Raw genomic sequence first — 25683 nt, 5'->3', positions numbered from 1 at the left:
CATGAAAGACATAATCCAAACCAAGATCCCCCGCGCCATCAACTGGAACCGGCTGGAGGATGACAAAGACCTTGAGGTCTGGAACCGCCTGACGGTCAACTTCTGGCTACCAGAGAAGGTACCGCTGTCCAACGACATCCAAAGCTGGGCCACGCTGACGGATCACGAAAAGCAGCTGACCATCCGCGTCTTCACCGGCCTGACCCTGCTGGACACGATCCAGAACACGGTCGGTGCCCCTGCTTTGATGCCCGATGCCGTCACTCCGCATGAAGAGGCCGTGCTGACCAACATCGCCTTTATGGAGGCGGTGCACGCGCGCAGCTATTCCTCGATCTTCTCGACGCTCTGTTCGACCAAGGAGATCGACGAGGCCTTCCGTTGGTCCGAAGAAAACCCGCATCTGCAGGCCAAGGCCGAGGCGATCCTGAACACATACGCTCCGGGCAACGATCCGCTGAAACGTAAGATCGCGTCGGTGTTTCTGGAGAGCTTCCTGTTCTATTCCGGCTTCTACCTGCCAATGTACTGGTCCAGTCGCGCCAAGCTGACCAACACCGCCGACCTGATCCGCCTGATCATCCGCGATGAAGCCGTGCATGGTTATTACATCGGCTACAAATTCCAGCGCGGCTACGAGAAGCTCTCTGAGGCCGAACAGCAGGAGTTGAAGGACTATGCCTTTGGTCTGATGTTCGAGCTTTACGGGATCGAGAACCAATACACCGAGGAACTGTATGACGAGCTCGGCCTGACCGAGGACGTGAAGGTCTTCCTCCACTACAACGCTAACAAGGCGCTGCAAAACCTTGGATTCGAGGCCCTGTTCCCGCCGGAAGTTTCCGAAGTGAATCCGGCGATTCTGGCCGCCCTCAGCCCGGATAGCGAGAACCACGACTTCTTCTCGGGCTCTGGCTCCTCTTATGTCATCGGCAAGGCCGTAGCGACCGAGGACGAAGATTGGGATTTCTGATGGCAAAGGACACTCTAACCATCGTTCGGGACTGGCACGAAGCCTTCGAAGTGCCGGTCGTGGACGCACCCGCAATCCCCGAGACGCGCGCACAGATGCGGTTGGCGATCCTCGAAGAGGAAGTCGCGGAGCTGCGCGCAGCGGTGGAGGATGGCAATCTGGTCGAGGTGCTAGATGCCCTGTGTGACATCCAATACGTGCTGGACGGCACCTTTCTGGAATTCGGCCTACACAGTGTCAAACAAGCGGCGATGGAGGAGGTCCATGCCTCGAACATGTCCAAGCTGGGCGCCGATGGGAAACCGGTTCTGCGCGAAGATGGCAAAGTGCTGAAAGGTCCGGCCTTCCGCCGGCCCGACCTCGCCCGCATCCTTGAGGATGGCTAACACCGCCTTGATTGGGACGAATAGCGATCAGTGCAAATGAACAAGGCGGGGAAATCCTCGCCCTTTTACACTTCAACTGATTTTCAACCGGATCAGCTGCAGTTCAACGGCACCGCAAAGCCTGAGCTGCGATCGGATGAGCCCTTGCTGTAGACATCTCCTGCAGGCAGGCAACCGGTAAAGCGTTCGGTCTCTCTGCCAAACGCCGCCCCCACAGAGTTATCGACCCGAGTGCTGTTTGAGCGTGTCCGAACAACTCCGAACAGGGTGCCGTTCACATTCACTGTGCTCAGATACAGGTTCTGGCTGCTTCCCGATAGCTCCACCGCGTTTGCAGGCGACTGACCGCCATTTTCGATTGCCACACCGGCAATCTTATCGATCCCGACCTTGTCGGACAGGACCGAGACGGTGGGCAATTCCGCAAGCTCGGCCGGGACATTGGTCGCTGGCGGTAAGAAGGCAACGGCTCCCGGAACATCGGACACCGTGCGCGGTTCACCATCAATCCCGGTGAACCCGACACCTTGGCGATTGAAGGGGTCTTCACAAGCCGCGAGGGTCAAAACGGCGATTGTCGGTAGCAAGATTTTTTTCATGACGGTCAACATTTTGTGGCGATTTGCTAAACCGTAGCGGTAGCGAGATGCAAAAAGCAAGCCGCGGCAGGTGCGAAGGGGCGTGGCGCTGATGCGTCCCTGCAACGGACCTGTTCCTTTGGCCTGGCGACACCAGCGTATGCGTCACAAAGAAAAAGGGCTCTGACAATTCAGAGCCCTTTTCAAAATATCCAATTGGAACGGCAGATTACTTAATCTTGCCTTCCTTGTACTCGACATGTTTCCGAACGACCGGGTCGTATTTACGAATGGTCATTTTCTCGGTCATCGTACGCGCGTTTTTCTTGGTCACGTAGAAGTGGCCCGTGCCCGCGGTCGAGTTCAGGCGGATCTTGATTGTCGTCGGCTTCGCCATGGTTATCTCCTGCGTCCGAAAAGGCAGGGCCTTCCGGTTGAATTCCTATGAGCGTGCGCTTTTACTCCGTCGCGCGCCCGAGTCAACCGGATTCCGCAAGTGAGGTGCACAAAAGCTGAGTTGCACGCTTGCACCGGATTTGGCGCAATCACGCTTTCGTGATATGGTCGCGCAATTCGGAAGACCCAAAAGCCGGCGCCAAGCCCGGCCCTCGAGGCATCCATATCAGGCTCGACCCTAAAACGGCAGATTACGTTTAAGCGTGTTTGGGGGTTAATCATGACAGAATGGAAACTGCAGGCCGAAGAGCTGGCCAATTGTAACTGCAACTTCGGCTGCCCTTGCCAGTTCAGTGTTCTACCCACCCACGGCAATTGCGAAGCCGTCGTCGTGTTCGATATTGAATCCGGCCACTATGGCGAAACAGATCTTGCCGGTGTGCGGGCAGCAGGCGTGTATCACTGGCCCGGCCCGATCCATGAAGGCAATGGCCAAATGCAGTTGATCATAGATGAAAGCGCCTCTGCCGATCAGCGCGCCGCGTTGCAGGCGATCATGTCCGGCGAAGACACGGATGAAATGGCGACCATGTGGTACGTCTTCAGCGCAATGGCGCCCAAGAAACACGAAACTCTGTACGTTCCGATCGAACTGGACTGGAGCCGCGAGGACCGGACTGGCTATGCGAACGTGACCGGTGTGTTCGATGTGAAAGTCAGACCGATCCCCAATATCGTGACCGGAGACCCGCATCGTGCGGCGTTCCATCTGCCCAACGGGTTCGAATATCGCACCGCCGAGGCGGCGTCGGGTTCAGCCCAGACCACGGGCGCAGCGATCAGTCTGGCCTTTGATGCGACCCACGCGCATCTAGCGCATCTCAACATCTCAGGACATGGGGTTCTGGGCGCTTAGGCAGGATGTCCAATGACTGATTCCCCACCACCGAGCCATTTGGTCGATCGGGTGCTTCGGCATGACCGTAGCGTTGTTCTGGTCTGTGTCGCGCTGATCATTTTGGCGGCATCGTGGTATACGATTGCCGGGGTCGGCATGAACATGACCGCTGTGGACATGACGCGGATGGCCCGCCCAATTGGCAACCCAATGCAGATGGCGACCGAGGTGCATTGGACGGCAACTTATGCCGTGCTGATCTTCCTAATGTGGTGGGTGATGATGATCGCGATGATGACACCCAGCGCCGCCCCTACTGTTCTGCTGTTCATGGCGTTGAAACGGGTCGGGCCGGACAAGGCCAATACGGCGCGGCTGAGCCTGTTTTTTTTGGCCGGCTATCTGGTGGCCTGGGCCTTGTTCAGCGTGCTTGCAACCGGCGCACAATGGTTGCTGGAAGTTGTTGGGCTGTCCGATGGCCCGATGATGACCATCCGCTCTCGGACGGCGGCCGGGTGCGTTATGATCGCAGCGGGGCTGTACCAACTGTCCAGCCTCAAAACCGCCTGTCTGCGCCACTGCCGTAGTCCGGCGCGTTTTCTAGCCGATCACAACAGACCCTACGCCTTCGGCGCATTCCGCACCGGCGCGCTGCACGGAGCTTATTGTCTAGGCTGCTGCTGGGCCCTGATGCTGCTGCTGTTCGTGGGCGGAGTAATGAACCTCTATTGGATCGTCGGCGTCGCCATTTACGTCGCGTTGGAGAAGTTGATGCCGCGCGCCATGTGGCTGGTGCCCACGACGGGCGCGGTGCTGATCGTTCTTGGCGTCTGGCTGGTGGTCGTGCCTTAGCGCACGCCTCGGATCGGATTTCAGGCCACAGGACCGGCCCAATCAAAGGTCCCTAAACTTCAGTCAGGAGGCATCCATGCCTATTTTTATCACCTATGCATCCTATTCACAGAAAGGCGCGAAGGGGATGGTCAGCAAACCATCCGATCGGACGGACGCCGTCAAAGCGCTGTTGAAAAAGGTCGGTGCCAAGCTTTTGGCCTTCTACATCACGACGGGGGATAACGACGTGGTTGTCATCAGCGAAGCACCGGACGAGACGGACGCAGTTGCAGTTGGCATGGCGGTTGCCGCCTCGGGCGCGGTATCCGAAATAGAAACCGTAAGAGCCTGGAAAGCGAAGGACTTCGTGGCGGTTCAGAAGAAGGCTGCAAAACTGGTCGGGGCCTACACGCCACCCGGAAACTGACAATTGAATACGCGCGGAGGGCCTGTAAGCCGGATCTTGTTCCGGGGTTGCCCCCTTCGATGACCATTCCTCTAGGCCGTGCATTGCTGCGCGGCTCAAGCTGCCAACCCGGTCCCTCTCGGCCAAGACGCGCTTAGCGGTGGTATCGGCAGACGCCGACCATCCCGCGCGGGGACCCTATTTGGCATTGCTCCCGGTGGGGCTTGCCGTGCCGCCGCTGTTGCCAGCGGCGCGGTGGGCTCTTACCCCACCGTTTCACCCTTACCTTTGACCGAAGCCGCAGGCGGTCTGATTTCTGTGGCGCTTTCCGTCGGGTTGCCCCGCCCGGGCGTTACCCGGCACCGTTGTCTTGTGGAGTCCGGACTTTCCTCTCGGGTCTTGCGACCCCAGCGGCCATCCGGCCCTCCGCGCAGAGGGGTGGGTATGCTGTGTTCCCGGTCGCGTCAAGGGTGGATGGGACGGAGGAAGGGGCCAGCCCCTTCTTGGCCTGCGGCCAATTCATCCCCGGGATATTTTGGCCAGATGAAGAGCGGATCAGGTTGTGTGTGGGGCAGGGCTGAGGGCCTTGAAGTCGGCAGAGGCGAGTAGACCAGTGCCCCAGGGGCGGTATCGAAGGCGGATGGCGGCCAGGAGCGTCTCGTTCGGGACATCTGTAGTGAAACCTGCGGCGCGGGCCAGTGTGCGGAAGCTGTCGTATGATGTGTCTGCCTGGGGAGTTTGGGTTCCGCGTTTGGCGGCCAAGCCCTGACGTTCGAGCCGCTGCCAGTCGAACTTTGCTCCGGGGTCGCTTTTTCGGCCGGGGGCCATGTCGGAATGGCCGATCACGCCCTCGGGTCTGACTGCCCAGCGCGACATGATCTGAGGCAGGAGGGTTTCCAGTACTGCCATTTGAAGATCCGAGAAAGGGTGCGTGCCTCTATTGTCCAGTTCGATCCCGATGGAGCGCGAGTTGATGTCGGTTTGACCATTCCACTCGCCCGCACCGGCGTGCCATGCACGGTCCTCTTCACGCACCATCTGCCAGAGCTTGCCATCAGAGCCGATCAGATAGTGCGCTGAGACCTCGGCCTGTGGGTCGCAAAGACGCCCCAGCGCCGCCTGCGCGCTGTCCATCGCCGTGTAATGCAAGACAATCAGCGTCGGTGTCAGGCCGTCGCGGCGGGGGCCGAAATTCGGCGAAGGGTGCCAGATCGGCGCAGGCTTAGTTGTTGATGGCACTGCGGAACGGGCTCGGGTCCCAGCTGCAGGCATAGCCGTCGCCATCCGGGTCCAGTCCTTTGCGGTCGCGCTGTGGCCCTCCGTTCGATAGGAAAGCGATCTGGGCCTGATCTGGCGAGGGAAATTGCGCGCAGTTGCGCTGTGCTTTGGCCTGCAGATTGAACCCCGCGCGGCTGTAAAGCTGGGTGCCCACCGGGTTGGATGTACTTAGTGCGTATTGCACGATGTTGGGCTGGCCGTCGCTGCCACGTTCAGGCACGGCCGTGGGGGCAACCACTTCGTACGTCTGGCGGTTCTGTTCGATGCGAGCAGCGTCGGATTCGATGCTGCGGCGCTCGGACACGGCTCCGAAATCCTGTTCGTCGGAGATGCCTGTATTGTTGGGCACCGAAGTGACCGTTGGCTGCGCCGATGTGCTCGCCAAAGCCGCCGCAGTCTGATTGGCAATATCGGCATTGGCACCCGTCGCTACCTGCACGTTCGACGCCGAACCCGGGGCGCCCAGAGCCTGTTCCGAAACATCCACCGGGGCAAGCAGCGGGTTTACGACACTCCCCTGCCCGGACAGTTGAGCCTCACGCTGGGCCTGATACTCGGGCGTGTTGAAGTCGGTTCCGCCAATCGGTGTGACCGTATCACAGGCGGCGATCAGCGAGATCGCCGCGATGAGAGGCAAAGAGCGCATGCTGCGCCTCCGTGTCTGGTGTCTTTCAGGCCCGAGGCTTACCACCATTTCGACGGTTTTGCCACAAAACCAGCGGCGTTTTCCAACGCATAGGCGGTATTGAGCAAGTCGCCCTCGTCCCAGGGCCGACCGATCAGTTGCAGACCCAGTGGCAGCCCTTGTTTATCGAGCCCTGCAGGCACCGAGATCCCCGGCAGACCGGCAAGGTTCACCGTCACGGTAAAGACGTCGTTCAAGTACATTTGAACGGGATCGGCCTCGGTCATCTCGCCCAGACCGAAGGATGCGGACGGAGTAGCCGGGGTTAGGATTGCGTCGACACCCGCGGCGAAGACGTCCTCGAAGTCTTTCTTGATCAGGGTGCGGACGCGTCGTGCGCGGTTGTAGTAGGCGTCGTAGAATCCGGCCGACAATACGTAGGTACCAATCATAACGCGGCGCTGGACCTCGTGGCCGAAGCCTTCGGCACGGGTCTTTTCGTACATCTCGGTGATACCATCCCCCTGCGCCAGCTGCGCACGGCGACCGTAGCGGACACCGTCATAGCGGGCGAGGTTCGAGGATGCCTCGGCCGGTGCGATTACGTAGTAGGCAGGCAGAGCGTATTTGGTGTGCGGCAGCGAGATATCGACAATCTCGGCCCCTGCGTCTTTCAGCATGGCGGCGCCGTCGGCCCAGAGCTTTTCGATCTCGGCAGGCATTCCATCCATACGGTATTCTTTCGGGATACCGATCTTTTTGCCTTTGATGTCGCCGGTCAGCATGGCCTCGAAATTCGGGACGGCCAGCTCGGCGCTGGTGGAGTCCTTGGCGTCATGGCCACACATGGTTTCCAGCATGATCGCCGCGTCGCGGACATTCTTGGTCATCGGGCCGGCCTGATCAAGCGAGGAGGCAAAGGCCACGATGCCCCAGCGCGAGCAGCGGCCATAGGTCGGTTTGATGCCAGTGATGCCGACAAACGCGGCAGGCTGACGGATCGAGCCACCTGTGTCGGTGCCGGTTGCCGCCAGACACAGATCGGCGGCCACCGCAGACGCCGATCCACCGGACGAGCCACCCGGTGTCAGCTGCGCATCGTCATTGCCGCGCCGCCACGGGCTGACCGCGTTGCCGTAGACCGAGGTTTCGTTGGACGAACCCATCGCGAATTCGTCCATGTTCAGCTTGCCCAGCATGACAACGCCAGCGTCAGCCAGTTGCTGAGACACAGTGGATTCGTATTCAGGCTTGAAGCCCTCCAGAATTTTTGATGCTGCCTGCGAGGGCACGCCCTTGGTGCAGAACAGGTCCTTGATGCCGATCGGCAGACCGCACATGGACGGAGCATCGCCTGCTTTGATCCGCTCATCCGCCGCCTTAGCGCGCTCCAGCGCGATCTCGGGCGTCTTGTGGACAAACGCGTTCAGCGCGTCGGCGTCATCAATGGCCTTGAGACAGGATTCGGTCAGCTCGACCGAGGTCACGTCACCCTTGCGCAGCGCATCGCGGGCCTCGGCCAGGCCCAGTTTGTTCAGATCGCTCATGTCTTACTCCACCACTTTGGGGACTGCGAAAAAGCCTTCGCGAGCATCGGGGGCATTGGCCAGAACCTTGTCCTGCTGGTTTCCGTCGGTGACCACATCCTCACGACGTTTCAGGCGCATCGGCTCGACCGATACCATCGGCTCGACCCCTTCGACATCCACTTCGTTCAGTTGCTCGATGAACCCAAGGATGGTGTTGAATTCGGATGCCAGCGCGGGCAGCGCGTCATCCTCGACCTTGATCCGGGCCAGTTTGGCCACCTTCGCGGCGGTGCTTTGGTCAATCGACATCGGAAAACCTCATATGCGTTAGGGGGCATTTACCCGTCCAGGGTCCGGGTCGCAAGAGCGCGATAGGGTCTGCCCTGGCATCATCTGACATGGCCCCTTTTTCATTTTGCATACCTCCCATGCAAAAAAGTAAACTGTTTAGTTCATTTTTATCCTTGAAAAACTAAACTGAACTGTTCATTTTATTTTACGGCACAGCCAAAACCCGGAGTAGAGACATGAAAACCTTCCTGATTGCATTTGTAGTGGCCACCACTGTTGTAGCGTCGCAAGCACAGGCTTTTGGCCCGACAATGAATACCCTGACACCTGATCTGACCTTCCCCACACCTGCCCCCGAGGTTGTCAGCCAGGATCAGGTCAAGACGAACAAGTGATAGACCCCCTGCCCCGGGTCGGGTGATAACTGCCCGGCCCGGACGGCAACAATTGACTACTGCTCTTTTCGACGCGACCCGCTACGGTAGGCCGAGTGATGCGCCGAACCGTAAGGTTGGTTCGGCAAGAACCAACGGAGCAGAAGATGAGCGCGCGCAAGCAAGCCGTTCTGGACGCGATTGATGCGGCCAACAGGCAAGACCCCAACATCGAAGACGGCCAACCGGTCGAGCTGATCTATGGTCAGCGCATGAGCGCCGAGATGGACAGGTTGTTCCCTGACGCCTCGGACATGTTGCAGATTGCCGCGCGCGGGCAGCATGTCGAACGCTGGAAGCTGGCGCGCAGTGAATATCCCGAAGGTCGTGCCGGATATCTGGCCTGGCGCAAAGCGCAGGGTGTCCATCACGCTGGGGTTGTCATGGGCCTGATGCAGCAGGCCGGGTACGACGCGGACGACGTCGACGCGACCGGGCGCATGCTACGTAAACAAGGCATCAAGCGCGACGATGAGGTTCAGGCGCTGGAGGATGTCATCTGCTTTGTGTTCCTGAAATGGTATTTCGCGCCCTTCGCCGCAAAACACTCGGCCGAAAAGATCCAGAGCATCGTCGAAAAGACCGCCCGGAAGATGTCAGCCGAAGGCCGCGCGCGGGTTTTGAAGGAGTTCGATCTGCCCGACAACCTCGCTGCTGCGTTTCAGGACTGAGATGCGCGGATCATGTGCCTGCGATAGACCTCGATCATCCAGCCCAGCATGGTCGCGTTCAGGATGTGCCACATGAAATGCGTGCCCAGTGGCAACTGCATGCACAGTGGCTCATCCAAAGCGCGGAAGGTGATCGAGGCGATCAGGATAAATGCGCCAATCGCTAGCCCTCGGGCCGTTTCCGGTGTGCGATTGCGCAGCAGAAACGCATAGATCAGGATCAGCAGCGGCACCGGCGCGTATGCGGCGGACACTCCCAACCCCGGCACAAGTTGAAACAAAGGCAGGGTCGCGGCGGCATAGGGAATGAAAAGCGCGGTCACCATCGCGGCGGGCAGCGGACGCATCTGCCAGACGTCCCGATTGATCGCAAAGATATAGACCAGAATATACAGAAGGATCGGCGCGACATCGGCCAACGCTGCCCAGACCTGCGCGTGGGTGTGAAACAGATAGCTGCCGATCCCTATCGCGGCGAGAATCACAACCAGCAGCATGGCCAGAGGCATCCCCTGCCCGCGCACCCTGCGCCACATGATGAAAGCCGCGATCAGAAACGCAGCGTTGGTCACCGCGTTGATCGGCTCGGCCCAATAGGCGGGGGTAAGGCGTTCACAATACCCATCAATTTCCTGAAACCAATCCATGAACTTTTACATAACGGATGCTAGTGTGATGCCAATAGGCATCGCAGGAGGATTTCTCATGAACATCATTTGGTTGGGCCATGGCAGCTTTCGCATTGAAACCGAAGGTCAGGTGCTGCTGGTCGACCCATGGCTGACCGGCAACCCGTCTCTGCCCGAGGATCAGCATGATGCAGCCGTTGAAGGTGCCACGCATATCCTTCTGACCCACACGCATTTCGACCATGTCGTCGACATCCTGCCTTTGGCCAAACACCTGAAGGTACCGGTGGTCGGTCAGTATGACCTCATGGGCTATTGGGCCGAGGCTGAAGGGATCGAGACCATCGGCTTCAACAAAGGCGGAACGGTCAATCTGAACGGCATCAAGGTAACCATGGTGCCCGCCTCGCACAGCTCGACCTTCTCGACCCCGGACGGGCTGCGCACCGGCGGCAGTGAGGTCGGGTTCATGATCGCAGCCGAGGGGCGCATGCTCTATGTCTCGGGCGATACCGATGTCATGGCGGATATGGATTGGATGGCGGATTACTACAAACCCGATATCGGCATTTTGTCGGCAGGCGGACATTTCACCATGGATATGAAAGCCACCGCCTATGCCGCCAAACGGTATTTCAATTTCAAAACGGTGATTCCCTGCCACTACAAAACCTTCCCCATACTTGAGCAATCCGCGCAGACACTGATCGACGGTCTGCCCGGTGTGGACGTGATCGAGCCTGAAGTCATGAAAGCGATCTCTCTCTAATGCCCGCGTCAGATTTTAGCGCGCAGGAATACGCAGACCGCCTGAGCAAAACCCGCGCGGCGATGAACGCGCGCGGGATTGAGACCCTACTGGTCACCGACCCGTCCAACATGGCCTGGCTTACTGGGTATGACGGCTGGAGCTTCTACGTCCCGCAGATGGTGATCTTGCCTGCACAAGGTGCGCCTCTGTGGTGGGGGCGTACGCAGGACAAGGCCGGTGCCGCGCAGACCACGTGGCTGGACGCGGCGGATTTGTTGGATTGGCCGGAAGAACACGTTCAGCATCCGGACCACCATCCGGTCGACGCTCTGGTTCTTGCGCTGCGCGACCGGGATTGGACCCGAGGGCTGGGCGTCGAGATGGACAATTACTACTACTCCGCCGCCAGCCACCGCATTCTTGAGCGCGCCTTCGGTGAAATGATTGACGCCACGGGTCTTGTGAACTGGCAGCGTGCGGTCAAAAGCGACGCCGAGATCGACATGATGCGCAAGGCGGGCCAGTTGACCGCGCATATGCATGGGGTGCTGCGCGAGGCATTTCGCGAAGGCCTGCCCAAGAACCAACTGGTCGCCCAAGTGCAGGCCGCAGGCATCGCAGGCCTGCCCGGTTTGGCGGGCGACTACCCCGCGATTGTACCGATTGCACCTTCGGGGCGTGAGGCCTCGGCTTCGCATATCACCTGGAATGACAGGCCTTTGGCGCGCGGAGAGGCCACCTATTTCGAGATCTCCGGCTGCTACCGGCGCTATCACTGCCCCGCCAGTCGCAGCCTGTTTCTGGGCGATCCACCGGATGACATCCGCCGGGCCGAAGCGGCGGTTCTGACGGCGATTGAGGCCACTCTGGCAGCCGCCCGCCCCGGCATAACATGCGAGGAAATCGCCACTTGTGTCTACGACAGTTTCGCCCGCGCCGGATATGAAAAGGCCAACCGTACCGGCTATCCTATCGGCCTCAGCTACCCGCCCGATTGGGGTGAGCGCACGATGAGTCTACGCCCCGGCGACACCACGGCATTGCAGGAAAACATGACGTTTCACCTGATGCCGGGACTGTGGACTCCGGACTGGGGGCTGGCGATAACCGAAAGCTTTGTCGTGACGCCGGAGGGCGGCCAACCGCTGGCCGATATCCCGCGTGAGATGGTGGTTAAACCCTAGTAGTCACGTTGGCTCGCGAAAAAGCGCCTGAGCAGGTCGGCCGCCTCGTCGGCTGCGATGCCATCATAGACCTCTGGCTTGTGATGGGCCTGCGGGTGCGCGAAAACCCGTGCGCCATGGGCGACTCCACCTGATTTCGGGTCGGACGCCCCGTAGTAGATGCGGCGGATGCGTGCTGCGGCCAAAGCCGCGGCGCACATCGCGCAAGGCTCCAACGTCACATAGAGGTCATGACCGGGCAGCCTTTCTGAGCCTGCCTCGGCGCAGGCGGCGCGTAGAGCCAGTATCTCGGCATGGGCGGTCGGGTCGTTCAGCTCTCGCGTGCGATTCCCGGCAGAGGCAACAACCCGGCCGTCGGACGCGACGATCACCGCGCCGACGGGAACCTCCCCCCGTTCGGCGGCCGCGCGGGCCTCGGCCAGTGCCTCGTCCATATGCGATTTGAACACCATGCCCCTGACTGCCTCAGAAACCTGCCTTTCGCAAGCGGGCGGGATGGGGTATGGCCCTGCCATGAGCAACACCCCTCCTCCCGGCGACCGGATCGCCAAAGTCCTGGCCCGTGCTGGCGTAGCCTCGCGGCGCGAGGCGGAACGCATGATCGAAGCTGGCCGCGTCAGTGTGAACGGCAAGGCTATCAAAAGCCCTGCCTTGAACGTGACCGGCAAAGACAGGATCACCGTCGACGGCAAACCGGTGTCGGAACCCGAACCCTCACGGCTTTGGCTGTATCACAAGCCGACAGGGCTGGTGACCACGACCAAGGACGAAAAAGGTCGCGCGACGATCTTTGACGAACTGCCCGAAGGCATGCCTCGGGTGATGTCCGTTGGCCGGTTGGACCTGAATTCCGAAGGGCTTTTGCTGCTGACCAATGATGGCGGCATCAAACGCAAGCTGGAGCTTCCCTCAACCGGTTGGCTGCGCAAATACCGCGTGCGGGTCAACGGACGCCCCAAGGACGAAGATTTCGCCCCCCTGCGCAAAGGTCTTGTGATCGAGGGCGAAAGGTTTCAGCCCATGACCGTCTCGCTGGATCGTCAGCAGGGCGCGAATGCCTGGCTGACCATCGGCCTGCGCGAAGGCAAGAACCGTGAGATCCGCCGCGCGATGGAGGATATCGGCTTTGCCGTGAACCGCCTGCTGCGTGTGTCTTACGGGCCGTTCCAACTGGGCGACCTGAAACCGGGTGAGGTTGAAGAGGTCCGCCGCCGCGTAATGCGCGATCAGCTGGGTCTGGATGGGGGTGAAACACCCGAAGGAACGGCAAAACGCGCAACCCGACCGCAGCGAAAACGCCCTCTGATCGGCAAGAAACCCCGCAAGTGATGCGGGTTTGGCAACCTTCCCCCTAGCGCCAAGCCCTCGTATCCCCTAAATTTTCTGTGAGTGCTGCTATTTGGGGGGCTGAATGTCCGGGAGCGGAGTGCAAAAACTGGCCTATGCGGCCCTTCTGGTGCTGCTATTTGGCGTCTGCACCGGCCTGCTTGGGGGTCTGTAGCCATGGCCAAACGGTTTGGCGGCAAATACAGCCCTCAGGGTCAGGAATCGTCGGATAGCCCGCTGCCGCGCGGCCAGTTTGACAATGCCCGAGTCGAACCTGCAGGCGCGCGGGCAAACATCCTTTTCATCCCCGCGATCCCTCTGGTCTTTTTATCGCTGAATGATGGCGCGATTGGCATGACCATGGGCCTTGTTGCCGCCGGCCTGCTGACAGCCGCCGCGTTTTTGCTGCGCGAAGGGTTGCGGGCCGAGGCCGCCTATAACGCCCGCAAAACCGCGCGTCGCCCAGCCTTCCCTCGTAAGATCTTCGCAAGCGTTCTGACCGGGCTTGGGGCAGCGCTCGCGTCCTACCGGACCGAGTTTCTGGACGCTGAGACCGCGGCGCAAGCAAGCCTTGTAGCCCCGACCCTGTTTGGCGCCGCCGCCGCGACCCTGCATTCCGTGTCCTTCGGCTTGGATCCCATGAAAAACAAGGGGATGGAGGGTGTCGACACGTTCCAGCAAGACCGTGTCGCCCGCGTCGTCGATGACGCTGAAAAGCATCTGGCCGAAATGACCGATGCGATCAAACGCGCCGGAGATCGCCGGATTGAGGCGCGTGTCGAGCGGTTTCAGGACACCGCCCGCGATCTGTTCCGCACGGTCGAAGAAGATCCGCGCGATCTGGCGGGCGCACGGAAGTATCTGACCGTCTATCTACAGGGCGCGCGTGATGCGACGGTCAAGTTCGCGGATGTCTACGCCCGCACCCGCGACGGGCAGGCCTTGGCAGACTACTCCGCCCTATTGGATGATCTGGAACAGAATTTCGCCGCGCGTACGCGCAAAATGCTATTGGATGACCGTAGTGATTTGACGGTCGAAATCGACGTGCTGCGTGAAAGACTGCAGCGCGAAGGCGTCCGGCTGGACTGACCGGCCCTTTATATTTGAGCGAGGAACTCCCCTATGTCCGACGAGATCAAGAACAAAGCGGTTGAGGCCGAAACACTGGTACAAGAGGTCACCGCGGTGGCGCTACCCGAACCGCAGGCCGAGGTCGTCTCGCTTGAAGAGGCCGATGAACCCGTCAGCGCCGAGATCCGCAAGCGCATGGATGAGATCGACATGGGCAACACCAATTCGATCGTCGCCTTCGGCTCGTCCGCGCAGGCCGAATTGCAAGAGATCAGCCAAGCCATGCTGGCAGATGTGCGCAACAAAGATGTTGGCCCCGCAGGCGACAGTCTGCGCAACATCGTCACCACGATCCGGGGATTCTCGGTCAGTGAGCTGGACGTGCGGCGCGAACGCAGCTGGTGGGAGAAACTGCTGGGCCGCGCCGCGCCTTTTGCCAAGTTCACGGCCCAGTACGAAGAGGTTCAGGGTCAGATCGACCGCATAACCGACGATTTGCTGTCTCATGAACATACGCTGCTGAAAGACATCAAATCGCTGGACCTGCTCTATGAAAAAACGCTGGGGTTCTATGATGAACTGGCGCTTTATATCGCTGCGGGCGAGGAAAAGCTGACCGAGCTGGATAGCCACGACATCCCCGAGAAAGAATCCGAGGTTCAGGCAGCGCCCGAAGATCAGCAGGTCATGAAAGCGCAGGAGCTTCGCGACATGCGCGCCGCGCGCGACGATCTGGAACGCCGGGTGCATGACCTGAAATTGACCCGGCAGGTGACGATGCAATCGCTGCCCTCGATCCGGTTGGTGCAAGAGAACGACAAATCTCTGGTGACGAAGATCAACTCGACCTTGGTCAACACGGTTCCGCTGTGGGAAACCCAGCTGGCTCAGGCCGTCACCATCCAGCGCAGCGCCGAAGCCGCCGCTGCCGTGCGCGACGCCAATGATCTGACCAACGAACTGCTGACCTCAAACGCGGCCAACCTGCGGCAATCGAACAAGATGATCCGCGAAGAGATGGAGCGTGGCGTGTTCGACATCGAAGCCGTCAAACAGGCCAACGCTGATCTGATCGGCACGATCAATGAAAGCCTGGCGATCGCAGACGAAGGCAAAGCCAAACGTGCAGCCGCTGAGCAGGAACTGCAGAAAATGGAAGCCGAACTGCGTGACACGCTGGCCGCCGCCAAAGCACGGCGTGACGGGACCGGCGACAATGCCGGAACGGCTGTTCCGGGATAAGGTGGGCTGGGCGTGCGGCCTTTGACCTGTCTCAAAACGGGCCTTGGTGTTCTGGGGCTTCTAGCGCTTGGGGGGTGCGAAGAGGCGCTGACCTCTTCGGTCGTTCCTCAGGTGCGGCCTTCGGCCCCACCAACTGCGGCGAACGCCTATGTGCCACCTTCGGCCGCCAGTCAGGACCTCGCGCGGTTCTATCAACGGATCGAACGGGACCTGCTGACCCGCGGCCTGTTGCGCACCGATGGAGGAGGGCCGGACACCCCCTATGACGCCGACGACCTCAGCCGGAACTTTGAGGCCATCGCCTTCTATAGCGAATATCCTGATCACACTGTCTCGCTCGGGTCGCGGCAGACGGATGGGCAACTCAGCCGCTGGTCGGGGCCTGTTCGTATCCAGACCGAGTTCGGACCCTCGGTCCTGCCCGCAACCCGTACCAGTGACGCGGATCAGGTCCAGTCCTATGCCGCGCGGCTGGCCAAACTGACCGGCCATCCGATCTCGACTGTTAGTCGCAAGGCCAATTTCCACGTGTTTTTCGCCGGCAAGGATGACAGCGCTTATGTTGTCACTCGGCTCAAGGAACTGGTACCCAACATCAGTCAGGCCTCACTAGATCTGGTCGCCAACCCGCGCGCGAGTTTCGACTGTTTTGTGTTCGCCTCGGCCACCCGCAACGATCCGAACAAATACGTACGTGCAGTGACGCTGATCCGGTCGGAACTGCCTGACCTGGTGCGGCGCAGCTGTATTCACGAAGAGATTGCGCAAGGGCTGGGCCTGTCCAATGACAGCCCCGCCGCGCGGCCCTCAATCTTCAACGATGATGATGAGTTTGCCCTGCTGACGAGTCATGATGAGAAACTACTGACAATGCTCTATGATCCGCGTCTTTCGCCCGGAGTGACGGTCGATCAGGCCCGACCTGTGGTGCGGATCATTGCGCGCGAATTGATGGGGCAGCCGCTCTGACCCCAAGGACAGGAGAACCCAAATGGGAATTTTCGATTTTCTGACCGGAGAGTTTATCGACGTTATTCACTGGGTCGATGACACCCGAGACACCATGGTCTGGCGGTTCGAACGCGAAGGGCACGAGATCAAGTATGGTGCCAAGCTTACCGTCCGCGAGGGTCAGGCGGCGGTGTTTGTCCATGAAGGGCAGTTGGCGGATGTGTTCACGCCGGGTCTTTATATGCTTGAGACCAACAATATGCCGATCCTGACGACCCTCCAGCATTGGGATCACGGCTTTCAGTCCCCGTTCAAGTCCGAGATCTACTTCGTCAACACAACGCGCTTTAATGACCTGAAGTGGGGTACCAAGAACCCGATCATGCTGCGCGACCCGGAATTCGGACCGACCCGCATTCGGGCCTATGGCACCTACACGGTGCGGGTGAAAGACCCTGCGAAATTCCTGGTCGAGATCGTCGGAACCGATGGTGAATTCACCATGGATGAGATCAGTTTTCAGGTCCGCAACATCATCGTGCAAGAGTTCAGCCGCGTAATCGCTGGATCCGGTATTCCGGTTCTCGACATGGCTGCGAACACCGCCGATCTGGGCAAACTGATCGCAGCCGAAGTCTCGCCCGTGTTGGATGGCTATGGGCTGGAGATGCCCGAGTTCTACATCGAAAACATCTCGCTTCCGCCTGCGGTAGAGGCCGCGTTGGACAAGCGCACCTCGATGGGGCTGGCGGGTGATCTGGGCAAGTTCACCCAGTATTCCGCCGCCGAGGCGATGACCGCTGCGGCCAACAACCCCGGTCAAGGCGGCGGCATGGGTGCCGGTCTTGGCATGGGAATGGGCATGGCGATGGCCAATCAGATGGCGAACATGGCAGCGGGCCAACCGAGCGGCCCGTGGGGATCGCCCGCCCCCGCTGCCCCGCAAACATCCGCGCATGCGGCCCCGCCGCCTCCTCCGCCCGTTGAGCATGTATGGCATATCGCGGTGGACGGACAGACCAGCGGGCCGTTCTCAAAGGCCAAGATGGGGCGTATGGCGTCGGACGGAGAGCTGACGCGAGACACCCATGTCTGGACCGCCGGTCAGGACGGCTGGAAAAAAGCAGGTGAGGTGCAGGAGTTGGCGCAGCTATTCACGATCCTGCCTCCGCCTCCGCCGGGTGCGTAAGCGATAGAAGGCGGGCAGATGACCGAAGAACACCGCTTTCCCTGCGACCAATGTGGCGCGGACTACCGGTTCAATCCCGGCGATGGCACATTGACTTGCGACCATTGCGGCCACTCGGAGCCCATTGGCTCAGGCCCATGGGGCGGTGCAAGCCTGCGCGAGCTGGATTTTGACGCCGCCATCGCCGACCGTCTGCCGGAAAGCGAGATTGAGGAAACGCGGGTTCTGTCCTGTCCGAATTGTGCCGCTCAGGTCGAATTCGACCCGAATACACACGCAGCGGAATGTCCGTTCTGTGCCACTCCGGTGGTGACGGATACAGGCGTCAACCGGCATATCAAACCCAAGGGCGTGTTACCCTTTGCGCTGGATGAACGGTCCGCCCACAAGGCGATGGGGGATTGGCTGGGTCGGCTTTGGTTCGCGCCGAACGGGCTGAAGGACTATGCTCGCAAGGGGCGAAAAATGCAGGGCATTTATGTGCCCTATTGGACCTTCGACGCGGATACCAAATCCAGCTATCGCGGGGAGCGCGGCACCGTTTACTATGAAACGCGTACCGTCATGCGTGACGGGAAGCGTGTGCAACAACAGGTGCCCAAGGTGCGCTGGAGCCCGAAATCCGGTCGCGTCGCGCGGTTCTTTGATGACGTTCTGGTATTGGCCTCACGTTCGCTGCCCAAGCAATACACAGACGCGCTGGAGCCCTGGGATTTGCCGGCGCTTGAACCCTACCAACCGCAGTATCTGGCAGGGTTCCGGGCCGAGGCTTACTCGGTCGAGTTACCCGAGGGGTACTCCGAGGCGCGGGCGCATATGGCGCGGGTGATCGAGCGTGACGTGCGCTTTGACATTGGCGGCGATCGACAGCGTATTCACGCGGTGGACACGGACGTGCGCGATGTGACGTTCAAGCATATCCTGCTGCCCATCTGGATGGCCGCGTATAAGTATCGCGGGCAAACCTATCGGTTTGTGGTCAACGGGCGCACTGGCCGGGTGCAGGGGGAACGACCGTGGTCTGCGATCAAGATAACCATTGCGGTGGTCCTCGGCCTGCTGGTGGCGGCAGGCGTGGGGTACGTGATGGCGACGTCGCAGGGGTGAGCCCAGCAAAATCACACAGGCAGACGTTTTCCCGACTACGCGCAAGACGCTGGATGACAAGTGGGCCTCCGGCGGCTAAACCGGCTGCTGAACGCATGCGATTTGGGGAGAGCGATGCGCGCAGTCTTACAACGGATCTCTAGAGCGTCAGTCTCGGTCGATGGCGCTGTCGTTGGTCAATCGGGACCAGGGCTGATGATTCTCGTTTGCGCAATGCAGGGCGACAGCGAAGAGAACGCCTCAAAACTGGCGGCGAAGATCTCCAAGCTGCGGATCTTCAAGGATGAGGCCGGTAAAATGAACCGGTCTGTTGTGGACATTGGCGGCTCGGCTCTGGTTGTCAGTCAGTTCACTCTCGCTGCCGATACGGCCAGCGGTAACCGCCCCGGATTCTCACAGGCCGCTGCGCCGGATATCGGAAAACACCTTTATGAAACCTTTGCCAAAGACCTCAACGCGTGCGGAATCGCGGTTGAGACAGGGCAATTTGGGGCCGACATGGCCGTTGAGCTGGTCAATGATGGGCCAGTGACAATCTGGATGGAGAATTGATGACCCGCGCTGAACAGGCAATCGCACTCTGGCAAGCAGGGGTCGCTGCGGTAGACGGATACACGGCGACCCGAAAAGCACTATCCGATGTTGCAAAACCGGATCGGATTTTGGCCGTGGGCAAACCTGCGGCGGCGATGGCCCGAGCGGCATTGGATCATTTCGGAGACATCCCAACGCTGGTGGTCACCAAGGACGATCACGGGCGGGACTTACCGGAAGGTGTTGAGGTAATCGAGGCTTCTCATCCCGTCCCGGACAGCCGCAGCTTGGCAGGCGGCAGGGCACTGCGCCTCGCGGTTGAGGCCATGCCACCCGAGGCGCATCTGCTGCTGTTGGTGTCAGGCGGCGCGTCCTCGCTGGCCGAGGATCTGATCGACGGCAAAACGCTTGAGGATCTGGAGGCGCTAAACAAAAAGCTGCTCTCCGAGGGACTTGATATCGGGGCGATGAATGCGGAACGACGCAAGATTTCGCAGGTCAAAGGCGGAGGATTGCTGTCCCGGCTCAAAGGCCGAAAGGTCACTATTCTGGCGATCTCGGACGTGCCGGGGGATGATCTCAACGTTATCGGCTCGGGCATCGGCGCTCTGCCTGAACAGGTCTCCTACGAGGCCGAAGCGCAGATCATTGCCTCGAACGCCCATGCCCGTGCGGCAGCCGCCGAAGCGGCCGCGGATGCGGGTCTGTCGGTCTTGGCCAATGAAGAGGCCTTGCATGATGACTATCAGGCCGTCGCCACCGCAATCGGTGAGAAGCTGCGACAGATGGGATCAGGCGTCATGGTTTTCGGCGGCGAGCCGACTGTTGTGCTGCCCCCAAACCCCGGACAGGGTGGGCGCAATCAGGCTTTGGCACTGGCACTGGCGCGCGAGATTTCCGGCCTTAAAGATATCACGGTTGTGGTCGGAGGAACCGACGGAACAGATGGCCCAACCAACGCAGCGGGCGGGGTCGTTACTGGCGCCACTTGGGCCAAAGGCGCGGACGAGGCGCTGGCTGCCGCCGATAGTGGGGCCTTCCTGGAAAACGCAGGCGCTTTGCTGGTGACCGGGCCGACTGGAACCAATGTCATGGACCTGATTGTCGCAATTCGGGATTAGAATGACGTATTCTCCCGATACCGACCAAGGCAACCAATAGATCATTTTCGTCATAGCGGAGGACGCGAAGACACGGCGCTATGACGGCTTTGATAAACACGGTATTGTCAGGCAAGGCACATTTGCGACACGGAATTCCACTTGCCCGACCCGCTGAAATGCGTCAACGTTGACTCACGCGTCAATAAAAAGCCCGAAAACGGGCGAACACAATCAACTGGGAGCTTCTGAATGAACGAACAACTCACTCACATGTCCAAACAGGTGACGGCAGGCAAACTGACCCGTCGCGAGTTCATGGGCAAAGCCGCCGCTCTTGGCGTTTCGGCAGCCATGGCAAGCACGATGTTCGCCGACGCGGCCAGTGCAGCCGGCCCGAAAAAGGGTGGCGATCTGAAATTCGGCCTGCAGGGCGGCGAATCGACCAACTCGCTGGACCCGGCAACCTATGCAAGCTCGGTCCCGTTCCAGAACGGCAAACAATTTGGCGACCAACTGGTCGAAGTTGCACCCGACGGCACGATCGAACCACGCCTTGCCGAAAGCGTCGAAGGCAGTGCGGATGCCAAGGTCTGGACTTTCAAGCTTCGTCAGGGGGTCGAGTTCCACAACGGCAAGACCATGACCAGCGAAGACGTGCTGAAAACCATGCAGCGCCACTCGAACGAAGACTCCAAGTCCGGTGCTTTGGGCATCATGAAGGGCATCGAGTCGATGAAGGCCGATGGCGACAACTTCCAGGTCACCCTGTCCGAGCCCAACGCCGACCTTCCCTATCTGATGGCCGACTATCACCTTATCATTCAGCCGGATGGTGGTATGGAGAACCCTGCAGCCGGTATCGGTACAGGTCCTTACAAGCTGGAAGTTGATGAACCCGGCGTCCGCCACCTGTTCACCAAGAACGAAAACCACTGGAACAGTGATTTCGGTAACTTCGACAGCGTCGAAGTGGTAGTCATCAACGACGCAACCGCCCGAACAGCCGCGCTGCAATCGGGTCAGGTTCACGCAGTGAACCGCGTCGAGCCCAAAGTTGCGGACCTGCTGGGCCGCGCACCAAACCTGACTGTTCATTCGACCGCCGGTCGTGGCCACTATGTGTTCATCATGCATTGTGACACGGCTCCGTTCGACAACAACGAACTGCGCACGGCTCTGAAATACGCCATCAACCGCGCGGATCTGGTGGACAAAGTTCTGCGTGGCTATGGCTCGATCGGGAACGACATGCCGATCAACGCGGCCTACCCCCTGTTTGATGAGACAATCGAACAGCGTGAGTTCAGCGTTGAAAAAGCAGCCGAGCACTACAAGAAATCTGGCCACGATGGATCGCCGATCATTCTGCGTGTGGCAGATGGCGCCTTCCCAGGCGCTGTGGATGCGGCGGCGCTGTTCCAGCAAACCGCTGCGCAGGCAGGTATCCCGCTGGAAATCAAACGCGAACCCAATGATGGCTACTGGTCGGAAGTGTGGAACGTTCAGCCGTTCTGCGCCTCGTACTGGGGTGGTCGTCCGGTCCAGGACCAGATGTACTCGACCGCGTATCTGTCGAGCGCAGACTGGAACGACACGCGCTTCAAGGTTCAGGCCTTCGACGACTTGCTGTTCGCAGCGCGCGCCGAACTGGACGCCGAGAAACGCAAGGGCATCTACAGCCAGATGGGCCAAATGGTTCGCGACGAAGGCGGCCTGATTTGCCCGATGTTCAACGACTTTGTTGAAGGCATCAGCAACCAGCTGGACGGTTGGGAATCAGATCCGACGCAAGAGATGATGAACGGCAACATGTCGCGCAAGATGTGGTTCGTGTAACTCGGGCAACGGATAATGCATCCTATCATCAAACTGGTTTCCCAGCGCCTTGCGCTGGGACTCCTATTGCTGCTCGGCGCTTCGGCTCTGATTTTTGGCCTGACCGAAGCCCTTCCCGGAGACGCCGCGCAAGCCGTCCTGGGGCAGTCCGCAACCCCTGAGGCCCTTGCCAACCTACGAGAAGAGATGGGCCTTAACCGCCCTGCACTAACCCGCTATTTCGAGTGGTTGGGTGGCATCGCGCAAGGCGACCTGGGGCAATCCCTCACCAATAAACTTGATATCTCCGAGAGCATCGGAAAACGCCTGGGCAATACGCTGTTCCTTGCTTGCGTCGCTGCGATCGTTTCCGTTCCGCTGGCGATTTTCCTGGGCCTTCTGGCCGTTCGGTTCCGCAATCGCTGGCCCGACAAGCTGATTTCGGCGATCACACTGACGACAGTTTCAATCCCCGAGTTTCTGATCGGCTATGTGGTGATCTACTTTATCTCGGTCAAACTGGGTTGGTTCTCATCCTTGGCGATGATCAACGATTCAATGACCTTCGGACAGAAGCTAAATGCAATTGCCCTGCCGGCTTTCGTTCTGACGCTGGTGGTTCTGGCGCAAATGATGCGCATGACCCGCGCGGCTATTCTGAACCTCATGCAATCGGCCTATATCGAAACCGCCGAACTTAAGGGCTTGAGCACGTTTCAGGTCATTGCACGCCATGCCTTCCCCAACGCGATTTCTCCGATCGTGAACGTTGTGATGCTGAACCTGGCCTATCTGGTTGTCGGCGTTGTCGTGGTCGAGGTTGTATTCGTCTATCCCGGCATGGGGCAGTATCTGGTGGATGCGGTGACCAAACGTGACGTGCCCGTCGTGTTGGCCTGTGGCGTCGTATTCGCAGCCGTCTATATCGGTTTGAACATGGTTGCCGATATCGTGTCGATCCTTGCCAACCCAAGACTGAGGCATCCGAAATGATAAAGAACATTCCTCTTTCGGCACTGATTGGCCTCTTGTTCACTGGCGCATATTTCTTTGTGGCCATCGCGGCCCCATTGATTGCGCCTTACGGAATGGCAGAAGTTGTCGGCGATGTGTGGGAGCCTGCCAGCGCCGAGCATCTGCTGGGCACGGACAATATCGGGCGAGATCTTCTGACCCGCATGATCTATGGCGGGCGTACGACGATCTTCATCGCTGCCGCCGCAACCTTGCTCAGCTTTCTGACCGGTACATCTCTGGGTTTGCTGGCCGCCGTTCTGGGCGGATGGGCGGATCAGGCACTCAGCCGGACTGTTGACCTGATCATGTCGATCCCGACCCTCATCCTGGCGCTGGTTATTCTGGCCATCGTTCCGGTGACCGTTCCGATCCTGATCCTTGTGATGGGCCTGCTGGACGCAACCCGCCCCTATCGACTGTCGCGCTCGGTCGCGGTCGACATCAACGTGATGGACTACGTTGAAGCCGCGAAACTGCGCGGTGAAGGGCGCGCATGGGTTATCTTCCGGGAAATCCTGCCCAACGCTCTGTCACCGCTGGTGGCCGAGTTTGGTCTACGGTTCATCTTCATGGTTCTGTTCATCTCTACCCTGTCCTTCCTGGGCCTGGGCGTGCAACCGCCGCTGGCGGACTGGGGCGGCATTGTGAAGGAAAACAAGGACGGTATCGTCTATGGCATCGGTGCTGCGCTGTGGCCCGCCGTCGCCATCGCGACGCTGGCCATCTCGGTCAACCTTGTGGCTGACTGGGTTCTGAACCGCACCACATCGCTGAAAGGAGGCCGGGGATGAGCGACGATATCCTTCTCAAGGTCCGCGACCTCAAGATCGGCGCGACCGTCTATCCGCCGGGCGAAAAGCCCCATGACATCGAAATCGTGCATGGGGTCAGCTTTGACCTTGAACGCGGCAAGGTGCTGGGGCTAATCGGCGAATCCGGTGCCGGTAAATCCACCATCGGCCTGGCCTCAATGGCCTATGGCCGGGGTGGCGTGAAGATCACCGGCGGCGAGGTCTGGGTCAACGGACGCGATATCCTCAAGACATCTCATGGGGATATCCGCAAGCTGCGTGGGGGTGAGGTCACCTATGTGTCCCAATCCGCTGCCGCGTCGTTCAACCCTGCCAAAAGGATCATGGATCAGGTCGTCGAAGCGGCGGTCGAGCAGAAGAAATTCACCCGCAAACAGGCTGAGGCCCGTGCGCGTGAACTCTTCGCCAAGCTGGGCCTGCCCGATCCGGACAATATCGGCAGTCGTTACCCGCACCAGGTTTCCGGTGGTCAGCTGCAACGCTGCATGACCGCGCTGGCCTTGTGCCCTGAGCCTGATCTGGTGGTATTCGACGAACCCACCACGGCCTTGGACGTGACCACCCAAATCGACGTTCTGATGGCGATCAAAGAAGCCATTGCAGATACCGGCGTCGCCGCGCTCTACATCACCCACGACCTTGCGGTTGTGGCGCAGGTCAGCGATGACATCATGGTTCTGCGGATGGGCGACACGGTCGAGTACGGCAATACCGATCAGATCATCAACAACCCTCAGGAAGACTACACCAAAGCCCTGGTCTCGGTCCGGTCTATCGAACACGAAGAGAAAAAGCCGACCGCAGAGCCGGTTCTTCAGGTCGACGGAATTACCGCGCGCTATAAGGGTCTGAACTTTGATGTTCTGCACAACGTCAATGTTGAGCTCTATCCGGGGCAAACATTGGCGGTTGTGGGCGAATCCGGGTCGGGCAAGTCCACGTTGGCGCGTGTGATTACCGGCCTGCTGCCCGCACGTGAGGGTGAGATCACCTTCAACGGGCGCAAGCTGAGCTCGGATCTGAAGGGGCGCACACGCGAAGACCTGCGAGAACTGCAGATGATCTATCAGATGGCGGACACTGCGATGAACCCGCGTCAGACCGTCGGTACGATCATCGGCCGCCCGTTGGAGTTCTACTTCAACATGCGCGGGGCCGAGAAACGCAAACGCGTCGTCGAGCTGCTGGATGAGATCGAACTGGGCGAAAAGTTCATCGATCGCTATCCGGCAGAACTGTCTGGTGGTCAGAAACAACGTGTCTGCATCGCGCGGTCACTGGCGGCCAAGCCAAAGATGATCATCTGTGATGAAGTCACCTCGGCCCTTGATCCCCTTGTGGCTGACGGCATCCTGAAGCTGCTGCTGGATCTGCAGAAGATCGAGGATGTGGCATACCTGTTCATCACCCATGATCTGGCGACGGTCCGCGCAATCAGCGACAGCATCGCGGTTATGTATCAGGGTCGCGTCGCGCGCTATGGCTCGAAGTCTCAGGTGCTTAGTCCGCCATTCGACGACTATACTGACCTGCTGCTCAGCTCGGTCCCCGAGATGGAACTTGGCTGGCTGGAAAAAGTCGTTGCCAACCGCAAGATGGAGGCGGCAGGGAACTGACCCTTGCCCCAACCAACGCTATGAAATCCCGGCA

General features: G+C 59.7%; 29 protein-coding genes and 1 other RNA gene. 21 read left to right on the top strand and 9 right to left on the bottom strand.

The window, feature by feature from the left end:
* Window position 1: 1 nt before the first annotated feature.
* Both nrdF and ACR3FB_RS04415 read left to right on the top strand, forming a co-directional pair.
* Window positions 2–973 (top strand): class 1b ribonucleoside-diphosphate reductase subunit beta, encoded by a 972-nt coding sequence (nrdF, locus tag ACR3FB_RS04420; protein ID WP_480564492.1) that lies wholly within the window; start codon window positions 2–4, stop codon window positions 971–973.
* Window positions 973–1359: a pyrophosphohydrolase domain-containing protein gene (locus ACR3FB_RS04415; protein ID WP_480564490.1), complete on the top strand. Its 387-nt coding sequence runs from the start codon at window positions 973–975 to the stop codon at window positions 1357–1359. Before nrdF ends, ACR3FB_RS04415 begins: the two co-directional genes overlap by 1 nt.
* Before the next feature lie 92 nt (window positions 1360–1451).
* On the opposite strand, the gene ACR3FB_RS04410 is transcribed toward ACR3FB_RS04415, so the two are convergent.
* The gene (locus tag ACR3FB_RS04410; protein ID WP_170374852.1) at window positions 1452–1958 is read right to left on the bottom strand and encodes a hypothetical protein; all 507 of its coding nucleotides are present in this window, start codon (window positions 1956–1958) and stop codon (window positions 1452–1454) included.
* Between the two features lie 208 nt (window positions 1959–2166).
* Window positions 2167–2334 (bottom strand): 50S ribosomal protein L33, encoded by a 168-nt coding sequence (gene rpmG, locus ACR3FB_RS04405; protein ID WP_037309480.1) that lies wholly within the window; start codon window positions 2332–2334, stop codon window positions 2167–2169.
* A gap of 279 nt (window positions 2335–2613) precedes the next feature.
* Here rpmG and ACR3FB_RS04400 point away from each other — a divergent pair, with 279 nt between their 5' ends.
* The 3 genes from ACR3FB_RS04400 to ACR3FB_RS04390 all read left to right on the top strand — a co-directional run bounded on the left by ACR3FB_RS04400 (window position 2614) and on the right by ACR3FB_RS04390 (window position 4492).
* Window positions 2614–3249 (top strand): DUF1326 domain-containing protein, encoded by a 636-nt coding sequence (locus ACR3FB_RS04400; RefSeq protein ID WP_425085569.1) that lies wholly within the window; start codon window positions 2614–2616, stop codon window positions 3247–3249.
* Window positions 3250–3261: 12 nt separating this feature from the next.
* The gene (locus tag ACR3FB_RS04395) at window positions 3262–4083 is read left to right on the top strand and encodes a DUF2182 domain-containing protein (protein ID WP_480564487.1); all 822 of its coding nucleotides are present in this window, start codon (window positions 3262–3264) and stop codon (window positions 4081–4083) included.
* A gap of 76 nt (window positions 4084–4159) precedes the next feature.
* A complete protein-coding gene (locus ACR3FB_RS04390; protein WP_480564484.1) occupies window positions 4160–4492 on the top strand; it encodes a GYD domain-containing protein in 333 nt (110 codons plus the stop codon).
* A 9-nt stretch (window positions 4493–4501) separates the two neighbouring features.
* On the opposite strand, the gene rnpB is transcribed toward ACR3FB_RS04390, so the two are convergent.
* The 5 genes from rnpB to gatC all read right to left on the bottom strand — a co-directional run bounded on the left by rnpB (window position 4502) and on the right by gatC (window position 8212).
* Window positions 4502–4901, bottom strand: an RNA gene (gene rnpB, locus ACR3FB_RS04385) — RNase P RNA component class A.
* Between the two features lie 125 nt (window positions 4902–5026).
* Complete coding sequence (locus ACR3FB_RS04380; protein WP_480564481.1) at window positions 5027–5743, bottom strand: N-acetylmuramoyl-L-alanine amidase; 717 nt, start codon at window positions 5741–5743, stop codon at window positions 5027–5029.
* A complete protein-coding gene (locus ACR3FB_RS04375; protein WP_480564478.1) occupies window positions 5694–6395 on the bottom strand; it encodes a hypothetical protein in 702 nt (233 codons plus the stop codon). Before ACR3FB_RS04375 ends, ACR3FB_RS04380 begins: the two co-directional genes overlap by 50 nt.
* 38 nt (window positions 6396–6433) lie before the next feature.
* Complete coding sequence (gatA, locus tag ACR3FB_RS04370; RefSeq protein ID WP_480564475.1) at window positions 6434–7921, bottom strand: Asp-tRNA(Asn)/Glu-tRNA(Gln) amidotransferase subunit GatA; 1488 nt, start codon at window positions 7919–7921, stop codon at window positions 6434–6436.
* 3 nt (window positions 7922–7924) lie between these two features.
* On the bottom strand, window positions 7925–8212 hold the full coding sequence (gene gatC / locus ACR3FB_RS04365; protein ID WP_170325838.1) for an Asp-tRNA(Asn)/Glu-tRNA(Gln) amidotransferase subunit GatC: 288 nt from the start codon (window positions 8210–8212) through the stop codon (window positions 7925–7927).
* A 218-nt stretch (window positions 8213–8430) separates the two neighbouring features.
* On the opposite strand from gatC, the gene ACR3FB_RS04360 reads away from it, so the two are divergent.
* Together ACR3FB_RS04360 and ACR3FB_RS04355 are read left to right on the top strand one after the other, a co-directional pair.
* On the top strand, window positions 8431–8589 hold the full coding sequence (locus tag ACR3FB_RS04360; protein ID WP_170664811.1) for a hypothetical protein: 159 nt from the start codon (window positions 8431–8433) through the stop codon (window positions 8587–8589).
* A 146-nt stretch (window positions 8590–8735) separates the two neighbouring features.
* On the top strand, window positions 8736–9299 hold the full coding sequence (locus ACR3FB_RS04355) for a DUF4202 domain-containing protein (RefSeq protein ID WP_480564472.1): 564 nt from the start codon (window positions 8736–8738) through the stop codon (window positions 9297–9299).
* Here ACR3FB_RS04355 and ACR3FB_RS04350 read toward each other — a convergent pair.
* Window positions 9290–9946 (bottom strand): ceramidase domain-containing protein, encoded by a 657-nt coding sequence (locus tag ACR3FB_RS04350; protein WP_480564469.1) that lies wholly within the window; start codon window positions 9944–9946, stop codon window positions 9290–9292. The genes ACR3FB_RS04355 and ACR3FB_RS04350 overlap by 10 nt on opposite strands.
* 58 nt (window positions 9947–10004) lie before the next feature.
* Between ACR3FB_RS04350 and ACR3FB_RS04345 the strand changes: the two genes are divergently transcribed.
* Window positions 10005–10697, top strand: a complete 693-nt coding sequence (locus tag ACR3FB_RS04345; protein WP_170468148.1) for a metal-dependent hydrolase — start codon at window positions 10005–10007, stop codon at window positions 10695–10697.
* Window positions 10697–11863 (top strand): M24 family metallopeptidase, encoded by a 1167-nt coding sequence (locus tag ACR3FB_RS04340; protein WP_425085578.1) that lies wholly within the window; start codon window positions 10697–10699, stop codon window positions 11861–11863. The genes ACR3FB_RS04345 and ACR3FB_RS04340 overlap by 1 nt, the downstream gene beginning before the upstream one ends.
* On the opposite strand, the gene ACR3FB_RS04335 is transcribed toward ACR3FB_RS04340, so the two are convergent.
* A complete protein-coding gene (locus tag ACR3FB_RS04335; protein ID WP_480564466.1) occupies window positions 11860–12315 on the bottom strand; it encodes a nucleoside deaminase in 456 nt (151 codons plus the stop codon). The genes ACR3FB_RS04340 and ACR3FB_RS04335 overlap by 4 nt on opposite strands.
* Between ACR3FB_RS04335 and ACR3FB_RS04330 the strand changes: the two genes are divergently transcribed.
* From ACR3FB_RS04330 to ACR3FB_RS04275, 12 genes are all read left to right on the top strand, one after another.
* Complete coding sequence (locus ACR3FB_RS04330) at window positions 12314–13192, top strand: pseudouridine synthase (protein WP_480564463.1); 879 nt, start codon at window positions 12314–12316, stop codon at window positions 13190–13192. The two genes, ACR3FB_RS04335 and ACR3FB_RS04330, sit on opposite strands and share 2 nt — an antisense overlap.
* A 174-nt stretch (window positions 13193–13366) precedes the next feature.
* Window positions 13367–14281 carry a 5-bromo-4-chloroindolyl phosphate hydrolysis family protein gene (locus ACR3FB_RS04325; RefSeq protein ID WP_480564460.1) on the top strand — a complete coding sequence of 305 codons (915 nt, stop codon included), beginning with the start codon at window positions 13367–13369 and terminating at the stop codon, window positions 14279–14281.
* A gap of 33 nt (window positions 14282–14314) precedes the next feature.
* On the top strand, window positions 14315–15505 hold the full coding sequence (locus tag ACR3FB_RS04320; protein ID WP_480564457.1) for a toxic anion resistance protein: 1191 nt from the start codon (window positions 14315–14317) through the stop codon (window positions 15503–15505).
* A 12-nt stretch (window positions 15506–15517) separates the two neighbouring features.
* Window positions 15518–16474, top strand: a complete 957-nt coding sequence (locus tag ACR3FB_RS04315; protein WP_480564454.1) for a DUF2927 domain-containing protein — start codon at window positions 15518–15520, stop codon at window positions 16472–16474.
* Window positions 16475–16496: 22 nt separating this feature from the next.
* Window positions 16497–17645 carry an SPFH domain-containing protein gene (locus tag ACR3FB_RS04310; protein ID WP_480564451.1) on the top strand — a complete coding sequence of 383 codons (1149 nt, stop codon included), beginning with the start codon at window positions 16497–16499 and terminating at the stop codon, window positions 17643–17645.
* An 18-nt stretch (window positions 17646–17663) separates the two neighbouring features.
* On the top strand, window positions 17664–18752 hold the full coding sequence (locus ACR3FB_RS04305; RefSeq protein WP_480564448.1) for a TFIIB-type zinc finger domain-containing protein: 1089 nt from the start codon (window positions 17664–17666) through the stop codon (window positions 18750–18752).
* A gap of 114 nt (window positions 18753–18866) precedes the next feature.
* A complete protein-coding gene (gene dtd / locus ACR3FB_RS04300; RefSeq protein WP_480564445.1) occupies window positions 18867–19304 on the top strand; it encodes a D-aminoacyl-tRNA deacylase in 438 nt (145 codons plus the stop codon).
* Window positions 19304–20407: a DUF4147 domain-containing protein gene (locus tag ACR3FB_RS04295; protein ID WP_480564443.1), complete on the top strand. Its 1104-nt coding sequence runs from the start codon at window positions 19304–19306 to the stop codon at window positions 20405–20407. The genes dtd and ACR3FB_RS04295 overlap by 1 nt, the downstream gene beginning before the upstream one ends.
* 231 nt (window positions 20408–20638) lie before the next feature.
* Window positions 20639–22225, top strand: a complete 1587-nt coding sequence (locus ACR3FB_RS04290) for an ABC transporter substrate-binding protein (RefSeq protein WP_480564439.1) — start codon at window positions 20639–20641, stop codon at window positions 22223–22225.
* 15 nt (window positions 22226–22240) lie between these two features.
* Complete coding sequence (locus ACR3FB_RS04285) at window positions 22241–23197, top strand: ABC transporter permease (RefSeq protein WP_170374804.1); 957 nt, start codon at window positions 22241–22243, stop codon at window positions 23195–23197.
* Window positions 23197–24012, top strand: coding sequence for an ABC transporter permease (locus ACR3FB_RS04280; RefSeq protein ID WP_170375341.1), 816 nt, complete (start codon window positions 23197–23199; stop codon window positions 24010–24012). The genes ACR3FB_RS04285 and ACR3FB_RS04280 overlap by 1 nt, the downstream gene beginning before the upstream one ends.
* The gene (locus ACR3FB_RS04275) at window positions 24009–25649 is read left to right on the top strand and encodes an ABC transporter ATP-binding protein (RefSeq protein WP_170374802.1); all 1641 of its coding nucleotides are present in this window, start codon (window positions 24009–24011) and stop codon (window positions 25647–25649) included. Before ACR3FB_RS04280 ends, ACR3FB_RS04275 begins: the two co-directional genes overlap by 4 nt.
* Window positions 25650–25683: the final 34 nt, after the last annotated feature.

The sequence above is a fragment of the Ruegeria sp. AO1 genome (assembly GCF_056535985.1).
The sequence above is the reverse complement of the archived record's forward strand: the minus strand, read 5'-3'. Positions and strand labels throughout refer to the sequence as shown.